Here is an 11,214-nt window from a genome sequence, read left to right as displayed (position 1 = left end):
GACCGCATCCGGCGTACGCAACACCTGCGCCTCGATCATCCCGTGCAGGGTCTGCTCAAGGTCATAGTCCACCGCCGTGTCGTTGAAGCCCAGCAATACACGCTCACGCTCCTGCGCTTCCAGCACCGGCAAGCGCTGCACCGGCAGTTCCGGTGTCTGCTCCAGCGCCTCGACCATGGCCTCCAACACCTGGTTCATCTGCCCACAGATACGCGCCGCGCCTACGTCGGCCGGGGTCATGGCAACCAGGCGGAAGCCCTCCCCCAAATCGTCGACGTTCAGGCTCAACGGGTAGTTGGTGCGCTCCTGGCCTTCGAGCACGTCGATGCCTTGCCACGCCTGCCGCTGTTCGGCGCTGGCTTCTGCGCCATGGCGGTAGTTGAGCATGGCGCTGAACAACGGCAACGGTGTAGCCACAGCGCTGCAGCGCTGGGCCAACGCCAAGGACGCGTGTTCGTGCGCTAGCAGTGCACTGAGGCGCTGATGCACGGCCTGCGCCCCTTCGCGCAGGCTCACCTCGCCCAGGTCGACCCGCAGCGGCAAGGTATTGATGAACATGCCGAGCGCCCGCTCGGCGCCTTCACCGCCTTGCAGGCGCCCCAGCAACACCGTGCCGAACACCACGCGGTCCTTGCCGCTGGCAGCGGCCAACAGGCGCGCCCAAGCCAGGTGGAATAGGCTGGCGACACTGATGCCCAGGTGCCGTGCCTGGCGCCGCAGCCCTGCGGCCAGCTCGGCCGACAGCGCCAGCTTGGCTTCTTGCATGCCAAGGCCATCGCCTTGCACATCGCTAAGGCCGAACGGCAACGTCGGCTCGTCGACATCCGCCAACTGCTCGCGGAAGAACGCCTCATGCTCGGCCTGGCTGACACCCAGGCGCGCCTGGGCCACATAGTTGCGATACGGCACGGGGGTTTGGACCGGCGGCGTGCTCTGCAGGAAGCCAATCAACTCCTCACCGACCACCTCCAGGGCGGTGTGGTCGAGGACGATGTGTTGGAACTGCAAGGTGGCTTCGATGCACCCGCTGCCCGGTGCCTGGCGATGAAGCAGACGAATCAGCGGCGCTTGGCTCAAGTCCAGGCCAACGGTAGCCGCATCGTCGTCGCGCAGGACCTGCAGCGGTGCGTGACGCCAGACCACCTGCACAGCCTGCGGCAGGCCGTCCCATAGCACAGCTGTGCGCAGCACGTCGTGGCGGGCGATGACCTGGTCCAGCGCGCTGGCGAAGGCTTGCAGGCGTTCGCCGTTGTCAAAACGCAGCCGGGAATACAGCACATAGGGGTCGTGCTCGGCGCTTAGGTGATGGTAAAGGATACCTTCCTGCAGCGGAGCCAGCGGGTAGATGTCCTGCACATTGGCCGCACCGCCCGGCACGCGCGCGACGATGCGATCGATCGAGGGTTGGTCGAGGTCGATCAGGCTCAGCAGGCCCGGGGTGATGTGGGTGCAACCGGCAGGGATGCGGTTTTCAGGTACCAGCACTTGCTGGTTGCGCCCCAAGGTCTCGGCCAGGGCCGCGACGGTAGGCTGGCCGAACAGGGTCCGTACATCGACTTGCAGACCTTCCAGGCGCAGCCGCGCGGTCAGGCTTACCGCCAGCAGCGAGTGGCCACCCAGCTCGAAGAAGTTGTCGTGACGGCCCACGTGCTCGACGCCCAGCAGTTGCGCCCACAGGTGGGCCAGCAGGGTTTCGGTCTGGCCCTGCGGCGCCTGGTAGGGGCGTTCATGCAAGGCGGCATCCGGCGCCGGCAGCGCTTTACGGTCGAGCTTGCCATTGGGCGTCAACGGCAACTGGTTGAGGTGGATGTACTGTGCCGGCAGCATGTATTCCGGCAGGTCGTGCAGCAGCGCCTGACGCAGGCTGTCCGCCTCGCGCGGCTCACCGGTGAAGTAGGCGACCAGGCGCGGCCCACTGGCCGGGGCGTCGTAAGCCAGTACCACGGCCTCGCGCACACCGGGCACACGCACCAGGCAGGCTTCGATCTCGCCCGCCTCGATGCGCAGGCCACGGATTTTGACCTGGTGGTCGTTACGGCCGAGGAAGACCAGGTTGCCATCCTCGCGCTGGCGCACCAGGTCACCACTGCGGTACAGCTGATCGCCGTCAACGAAGGGACTGGCGATGAAGCGCTCGGCCTGCTGCTCGGGCAAACCCAGGTAACCCCGCGCTACGCCCGCGCCGCCGATATGCAGCTGGCCGACCACGCCCCACGGCACGGGTTGGTCGTAGCGGTCGAGTACATACAGCCGGGTATTGTCGATGGCGGTGCCAATCGGCAATGCCCCGTGCGGCAGATCCGCGCCCGGTTCCAGCGTCCAGGCGCTGCAATCGACGGTGGTCTCGGTCGGGCCATACACGTTATGCAGGCGCACACCCGGCAGGCACTCGCGTACCTGGGCGGCCAGCGCCTGGGTCAACTCACCACCACCGCAGACGATATCGCTGAGGCTGGCGCAGCGAGCGCTGGCAGGTGCTTCAAGGAACTGCTGCAGCAACGCCGGCACGAATTGCACCACGCTGACCTGCTGCGCCTCGATCAATTGCGCAAGGTAGTGCGGGTCACGTTGGCCGTGCGGGCGCGCCAGTACCAGGCGTAGGCCGCTGCACAACGGCCAGAACAGTTCCCACACCGAGGCATCGAAGCTGACCGGGGTCTTGTGCAGCACAGCGCCTTTGCCAGGTAGCTGGCAAAGGCGCTGGCTCCAGCGCACCAGGTTGACCACGTTGCGGTGTTCGACCATCACCCCTTTGGGTTGGCCTGTGGAGCCGGAGGTGTAGATCACGTACGCCAGGTGGCTCGCGTTCAGCGCGGCTACGCGAGGGTTGCTGATCGGCTGGGCTTCCCAGCAAGGCTGATCGAGGTCGACCAGCTGCACCGGGGTGCCGTGTACGACCTCACGGGTAGCGCTGTGCATCAGCACGGCCAGCGGCGCACTGTCGCTCAACATGTGGCGGATACGTTCAGCCGGGTATCCTGGGTCAACTGGCACATAGGCGCCGCCTGCCTTGAGGATGGCCAGCAACCCGACCACCATCGACAGCCCGCGCTCGACGCAGATCGCTACACGGTCATCCGGTTTGACGCCCAAGCCGATCAAATGATGGGCAAGCCGATTGGCTTGCTCATCGAGCTGGCGATAGCTCAGCTCGCCTTCCTCGGCGACCAGTGCAATGGCAGTGGGCGTGCGCCGTACCTGGGCCTCGAACAGCCCGTGCAGCGGTTGCGCCATGTCGTGAGGCGTTTGCGGGGCATTGGCCAGCAGTCGCCGGCGCTCATCAGGCGTCAGTACCGGTAACTGCTGCACTGGCGTGTCAGGCGCGTGCTCAAGTGCATCCAGCAACCCGTGCAGCACCTGCAACAGTTGGTCGCAGACACGCTGCGCGCCCACCTGAGCGCTGACTTGGGCCGTCAGCCGCAGGCCATCGCCCAGGTCGTCCACGTTGACACTTAGCGGGTAGTTGCCGTGGCCGCCGCTGGGCAGTGCCTGGATGCCTTCCAAGGCTTCGCGTTGCGCTTGCTGCTCGGGCTGGCTAGCGCCATGCCGGTAGTTGAGCATGGCACTGAACAACGGCGTCGGCGCAGCCACGCCGCTGCAACGCTGGGCCAAGGCCAGCGAGGCGTGCTCGTGCACCAGCAATGCACTCAGCCGCTGGTGGGCCAGGTGCACCCCGGCGCGCACGCCTAGCCCTTGCAGGTCCAGGCGCAGTGGCAAGGTATTGATGAACATGCCCAGGCCCCGATCAGCGCCGGCGCCCCCTTGTAGGCGGCCCAGCAGCACGGTGCCGAACACCACGCGGTCTTTGCCACTGGTGGCGCCCACCAGCCGCGCCCAGGCCAGGTGCAGAACGCTGGCGGCGCTCACGCCCAACTGCTGGGCCTGGCTACGCAGGCGCCGGTACTGCTCAGTGGCCAGTTGCACCGTGGCCAACTCGAAGGCGCTGGCCTGGCCCTGCAGGTCGGCCAGGCCATAGGGCAAGGTCGGTTCGTCGATGTCGGCCAGCTCGGCGCGGAAGAACGCTTCGTGCTCGGCCTCGCTGATGGCCAGGCGCGCCTGGGCCACGTAGTTGCGGTACGGCACGGCCGGTTGGCTGGGCTGCTGGCCGCGCAGGTGATCGCGGATTTCTTCCAGCACCACCTTCATGGCCGTGTGGTCCAAGGCGATGTGGTGGAACTGCAGGGTGGCTTCGAGGCCTTCGGTGCCTGGCTGTGGGGTCTGCAGCAGGCGGATCAGTGGGGCTTGGCTCAGGTCGAGAGGGCCGGTGGCTTCGCTGCTATTGACCAGCACCGAGCCCGGCACGCTGCGCCATACCACCTGCACCGGCTGCACCAGGCCGTCCCAGAGCACGGCGGTACGCAGGATATCGTGGCGCGCGATGACCTTGTCCAAGGCCTGGGCGAAGGCCAGCAGGCGGGCGTGACTGTCGAATGCGACGCGCCACTGCAGCAGGTACGGGTCTTCGTCTGCGGCACTCAGGTGATGGTAGAGAATGCCCTCCTGCAGCGGTGCCAACGGGTAGATGTCCTGCACGTTGGCAGCACCACCTGGCACCGTGGCGACGATGTGCTCGAGGGTACTGGCGTCCAACGTCAGCAAAGGCAGCATGGCGGGGGTGATGTGGGTGCAGCCCGCTGGAATACGGTTCTCGGGCACGCTGACCTGGCGACCTTTGCCCAGCGCGGCAGCCAGTGCAGCCACGGTGGGCTGGCCGAACAGCACCCGCACGTCGGACTGCAGGCCCTGTTGGCGCAAGCGTTCGATCAGGGTCACAGCCAGCAGCGAGTGGCCGCCCAGCTCGAAGAAGTTGTCGTGCCGCCCTACCCGTTCCACGCCCAGCACGTCGGCCCAGACGCTGGCCATGGCCGCTTCAGTCTTGCTGGCAGGGGCTTCATAGCCCTGGCTGATCAGTTGGGCCGCGTCCGGCTCAGGCAGGGCCCGACGGTCCAGCTTGCCATGGCGGGTCAACGGCCATTGGTCCAGGCGGATGAACGCCTGCGGCACCATGTGCCCCGGCAAGCTGGCCTGCAGCGCGTGACGCAGAGCCTCGACCGCCACCGGCACCTGTTCGGTGAACCAGGCCAGCAGGCGCTCGCCACGCACCAATACCACGGCATCGGCAATACCGGGCTGGGCTGTCAGCGCCGCCTCGATTTCACCCAACTCCACGCGCACGCCGCGGACCTTCACTTGGTCGTCATTGCGGCCGAGGTAGTCCAGCGTGCCATCGGCGTTCCAGCGCACCAGGTCGCCACTGCGGTACATGCGCGCGCCGGGCTTGCGGCTGAACGGGTCGGCGAGGAAGCGCTCTTCGGTCAATTCAGGGCGATTGAAATAGCCCCGCGCTACCTGCGCGCCGCCGATGTACAGCTCGCCCACGACGCCCACGGGCACCGCTTGGCGATGGGCATCGAGCACATAGACGCGGGTATTGGCGATGGGCGTGCCGATGTGCAACGCCGCACCCGGCAAGACCTGGCCAGACGTGGCGACCACCGTGGTCTCGGTCGGCCCATAGTTGTTGATCAGGGCGAAGCCTGGATCGCGGTCGAACTGGCGCAGGCGGTCGCCACCGATCAGCAAGGTGCGCAAGGTCGGGTGTTGCCGTTCGCGGCGCAGCGCCTGTTCGGCCACCGGCGTGGGCAAGAAGCTGACCGCCAGCGGCTGCTCGAGCCACCAGTCGAGCAGTTCATCCACATGTTCATTGCCGATGTGCGCAGGTGGCAGGTGCAGCGTGGCACCGCCACACAGCGCCGGCCATACTTCCCAGGCCATGGCGTCGAAGCCAAAGCCAGCAACGCTCGAGGTACGCACACCGGCCTCCAGCGCGAAGGCCTGGCAGTGCCAGTGCACCAGGTTGGCCAGGGTGTGGTGTTCGATCATCACGCCCTTGGGCTGGCCAGTGGAGCCGGAGGTGTAGACCAGGTAGGCCAAGTGGTGCGCATCCAGCCCAGGTACGTGCGGGTTGCTGTCCAGGGCATCATCGGCGGCGGCCTGGTCGAGGTTCAGGCGGGGTATGTCAGCTGGCAGGCCGGCAATGCCCGTTTCGCTCAGCACCAGGGCGGGCACGCTGTCGGCCAGCAGGTAGGCTATGCGTTCGGCAGGATAGCCCGGGTCGACCGGCACATAGGCAGCGCCGGCCTTGAGCACGGCCAGCAGGCCGATTACTCGCTCGGCGCTGCGGCCCACGCACAATGCCACGCGGTCACCGCCGCGCACGCCGCGTGCGATCAACTGATGCGCCAGGCGGTTGGCCCGCAGGTTCAGGTCACCATAGCTGAGTGCCTGGCCATCCTGGTTCACGGCCGTGGCATCCGGGGTCTCGGCTGCTCGGGCCTCCACCAGCGCGTGTACCGTCTGCCCTTGCGGGTAGTGCTGTGCGGTGGCGTTGAAACTGCCCAGCAGCTGTTGGCGCGCTTCGTCGCTCAAGATCGACAAGCTGTCGACCCGCGCATCCTGCCCTTGCTGCAATGCTTGCAGCAGCTGGGTGACGGCATTGACCATCCAGGCGGCGACCCGCGCCGCACCAATTCCTGAAATAGCCAGCACACTGAAGGTGAAACCTTCACCCAGGTCATTGACGCTGAGGGTCAGCGGGTAGTTGCTGCGCTCCTCGCCACCGAGCAGGCGCACACCCTCCCAGATTGCCTCGCCGGTGGCCGCGTCGGCGCTGTGCCGATAGTTGAGCAAGGCACTGAACAACGGCGCGGACGCGGCCACGCCACTGCAGCGCTGGGCCAAGGCCAGCGGCGCGTGCTCATGGCCCAGCAAGGCCGAGAGGTTGCGGTGGGTGGCGCGCACAGCGGCACGCACGGCCAGCGTGGTGTCCACCCGCAGCGGCAGGGTGTTGATGAACATCCCCAACGCCCGGTCGGCGCCCTCGCCGCCCTGCAGACGGCCCATCAGTACCGTGCCAAACACCACATCATCGCGGTTAGCCAGCACGCCCAGTACGCGCGCCCAGGCCAGGTGCATGAGGCTGGCGGCACTGACGCCCAGTTGCCGCGCCTGGGTGCGCAAACCGTGGGCAACTTCGCCGTCCAGTGCCTGGAACGCCGTTTCGATGCCGCGGCCATCGCCCTGCACATCGGCATAGCCCAGTGGCAAGGTTGGTTCTTCGACATCCGCCAGCATCTCGCGGAAGAACGCCTCGTGGGCCGCCTGGTCACCCAGGCGAGCCTGGGCCACGTAATTGCGGTATGGCACCGCTGCCGGCAGTGTGTGCCCCTGGCCGAACAGCAAGGCGCGCATTTCGCGGGCGACCACATCCATGGCCGTGTGGTCGAGGGTCAGGTGATGGAACAGCAGAATCGCCACCACCTGCTGGTTGGCAGGGTCCAGGCTGTAATACAGGCGGGTCAATGGCGCCTGGGTCAGGTCCAACCGGTGGTGCCGCGCATCGAACCGGGCATGCAACTGTTCAACCCGCGCCAGGCCATCGTCATCGGCCAGGTCGTCGATTTCGCTGACCACCAACTCGGCCTTGCGCCAAACCACCTGCAGCGGCTGCGCCAGCCCTTGCCAAAGCACGGCGGTGCGCAGGATATCGTGGCGATCGATGACCTGTTGCAGCGCACCGGCCCAGGCCAGCAAGCGCTCGACACTGTCGAAGGCCAGACGGGTCTGCAGCAGGTAGGGGTCGCCCTGCTCGGCGCTCAGGTGGTGGTAGAGAATGCCTTCCTGCAGCGGGGCCAGCGGGTAGATTTCCTGCACATTGGCGGCGCCACCCGGCACCGTTGCGACGATGTCGTCGATGGCTGCCTGGTCCAGGTCGATCAGGCTGAGCATGCTCGGCGTGATGCGTTGGACCTGCGCGGGCACCCGGTTGGCCGGCACCTTCACTTCGTGGCCGATGCCCGCTGCGCCGGCCAGGGCAGCCAGGGTCGGCTGGGCGAACAGCACCCGCACATCGATCAGCAGGCCTGCCTTGCGCAAGCGCTCGACCAACGTCACCGCTAGCAGCGAGTGGCCGCCCAGTTCGAAGAAGTTGTCATGGCGCCCTACCCGCTGCACACCCAGCACGTCGGCCCAGATCGCCGCCATCGTCGCTTCGGTTTCGCCCGTGGGCGCTTCGTAGGCCTGGCCGAACAACTGCGAGGTCTCTGGGTCAGGCAGCGCACGGCGGTCGAGTTTGCCATGGCTGGTCAGCGGCAGCTCATCGAGGCGCACGAACGCCAGCGGCACCATGTGCGCTGGCAAGCGGGCCTGCAGGGCCTGGCGCAAGGCGTCCAGGGCGACAGGGGCAGTCTCGGTGAACCAGGCCAGCAAACGCTCGCCCCGCACCAGCACCACGGCGGCGTCGATACCCGGCTGCGCCGCGAGGGTGGCCTCGATTTCACCCAGCTCAACCCGCACACCGCGGATCTTCACCTGGTCGTCGTTGCGGCCGAGGTAGTCGAGGGTGCCGTCGGCATTCCAGCGCACCCGATCACCGCTGCGATACATGCGTGCGTTGGGCTGCTCGCTGAACGGGTCGACAAGAAAAGCCTGTTCGGTCAACGCCGGGCGATTGAAGTAGCCCCGCGCCACTTGCGCGCCGCCGATGAACAGCTCACCCGCGACGCCAACCGGGACTGGCTGCAAGCCTTCGTCCAGTACATAGACGCGGGTATTGGCGATGGGCCGGCCGATGTGCAGTGCGCCGTTGGGCAAGACCTGCCCAGAGGTGGCGACAACAGTGGTTTCGGTCGGCCCGTAGTTGTTGATCAGGGCAAAGCCTGGCGCTCGCTCGAACTGGCGCAGGCGGTCCCCGCCCACCAGCAAGGTGCGCAGGGTCGGGTGCTGGTGTTCGCGGCGCAGGGCCTGCTCCGCTACCGGGGTGGGCAGGAAGCTGACCTTCAGTGGCTGCAACAGCCACCAGTCGAGCAACTCATCGACATGCTCGTTGGCGATGTGCGCGGGTGGCAGGTGCAGCGTGGCCCCGGCGCACAAGGCTGGCCAGACCTCCCAGGCCATGGCGTCAAACCCGAAACCGGCCACGCTTGACGTGTGCGCATCGGCGTCCAGCGCAAAGGCCTGGCAGTGCCAATGCACCAGGTTGGCCAGCGTGTGGTGCTCGATCATCACCCCCTTGGGTTGGCCGGTGGAGCCGGAGGTGTAGACCACATAGGCCAGTTGCTGCGCGCCCAGCCCAGGTCGCTGTGGGTTGCTGTCGTGCGCAGTACAGGTGCTGATGTGGTCCAGGTCCAGGCGCGGCACCTGGGCCGGCAGCCCATTTACCGCAGTCTCGCTCACGACCAGTGCCGGGGCACTGTCAGCCAGCAGGTAGGCAATGCGCTCAGCTGGGTACGCCGGGTCCACCGGCACGTAGGCCGCGCCCGCTTTAAGCACTGCCAGCAACGCAACCACGCGCCCGCTGTTGCGCGGCAGGCACAGGGCCACGCGGTCCCCCACCTGAACGCCGCGTTCGATCAGTTGGTGAGCCAGTTGGTTGGCACGGCGGTTGAGTTCGTCGTAACGCAGCGCCTGGCCATCCTGCAACAGCGCAACCGCTGCTGGCGCGGTGGCGGCACGGGCCTCGACCATGGCGTGTACGGTCTGCCCCTGCGGATAAAGCTGGGCGGTGTGGTTGAACTGTTGCAGTACCTGATCACGCTCGGCAGGCGGCAATACCTGCAACCCTTGCAGCGCTGCCGTGGGGGTGTGTTCCAGGGCGTCGACCAGGCTTGCCAACACCTGTTCGAACTGCGCGCACAGGCGTGACGCGCTCCACGCCGGCAGGCTCTGCACGGTCAGGCGCAGCGCGTCGCCCAGGTCGTCGACGCTGACAGTCAGCGGGTAATCGGTGCGCTCCTCGGCGCCGACGATATCGATGCCAGCAGCCACCGGGATGATCTCGGCGGCATCACCGACGTCACTGTGCCGGTAGTTGAGCAGACTATTGAACAGCGGCGCTGGCGCGGCCACACCGCTGCAGCGCTGGGCCAGGGCCAGCGACGCCTGTTCGTGGCCGAGCAAGGCGCTGAGCCGTCGATGGGTGGCCAGCAGGGCGTCACGCACGCTGGTTGGGCCCAGGTCGATGCGCAACGGCAGGCTGTTGATGAACATCCCCAGCGCCTGCTCGCTGCCGTCGCCGGTGGTCATCCGGCCCAGCAGCACGCTGCCGAACACCACCTGCTGGCGGCCCGACAGTTGCCCGATCAACCGGCCAAAGCCCAGGTGCAACACGCTTGCCGGGCTCACGCCGAGTTGCCGGGCCTGGCTGCGCAGGCGCTGGCTGAGCGTAGGTGGCAGGGTCAGGCGTGCTTGCTCCAGTTGCACATCGCCTTTGTCCTGCAGGCCGAAGGCAAGCGTGGGCTCATCGATGTCGCCCAGCATCTCGCGGAAGAAGCGCTCATGGGCGTCCTCATCCAGTGCCTGGCGAGCGGCGGCCAGCACATTGCGAAACGGCATGGGGGCCGCCAGTCGGTCGGACTGGCCGGCGATGTGCGCCTGGATTTCACGGCGCACGATATCCAAGGCGGTATGGTCCATCACCACGTGGTGGAACATCAGCAGCGCCACCCACGTAGTGCCCTCGCCTTGCGCGTGCATCAGTTGCATCAGCGGTGCCTGGCGCAGGTCGAGACGATACTGGCGCGGGTCGAAGCGCGCGCACAGCTCGGCGAGGGCTGTGCTGCCAGCAACTGGCACGGCTTCGCGGACCAGCGTCGCTTCATGCCAGACCACCTGCACCGGTTGGTCGAGGTATTCCCAGTGCAGCGCGGTGCGCAGGATATCGTGGCGCTGGATCACCCACTGCAGCGCCTCGGCGAAGGCTTCCAGGTGGGTTTTGCTGGCAAAGCGCAGTTGCACCTGCGACAGGTACGGGTCGCCCTCGGTGGCGGACAGGTGGTGGTACAGCATGCCCTGCTGCAGCGGGGCCAACGGGTAGATGTCCTGAACGTTGGCTGCGCCGCCCGGCACGCTGGCGACGATGCGGTCGATGGCTTCCTGGTCCAACGTGACCAGCGGCAGCATGTCGGGGGTGATCCGGAAGGCCGGGCTGAGCCAGTCGTCATCGCGTTCGGCGAGCATCTCCAGCAACGCCGGCTTGTGCCGTGACAACGCCTCCCACAAGCTGTCGTCCAGGGTATCGTCATCGCCGAGGACGATCAGGTCCTGGTCTTCACGCTGGAGTCGGATCGCACGGGTGGAAAGAGCAGCCATCAGTTCGCTGAAGTGCATCGGTAAGCATCCTGCTTTGCCTGGAATGGGAATCGTGGACACGCTAAA

General features: G+C 66.8%; 1 protein-coding gene. It reads right to left on the bottom strand.

What is annotated here, in order from left to right; all coding sequences use genetic code 11:
• The coding region (locus D886_RS27375; RefSeq protein ID WP_033694413.1) for a non-ribosomal peptide synthetase at positions 1 to 11,166 on the bottom strand (11,166 nt) is incomplete at its 3' end.
• Between the last annotated feature and the right edge of the window lie 48 nt (positions 11,167 to 11,214).

The organism is Pseudomonas sp. LAIL14HWK12:I7 (assembly GCF_000483465.1).
GTDB lineage: Bacteria > Pseudomonadota > Gammaproteobacteria > Pseudomonadales > Pseudomonadaceae > Aquipseudomonas > Aquipseudomonas kermanshahensis.
This window is presented reverse-complemented; position numbering and strand designations above follow the sequence as displayed.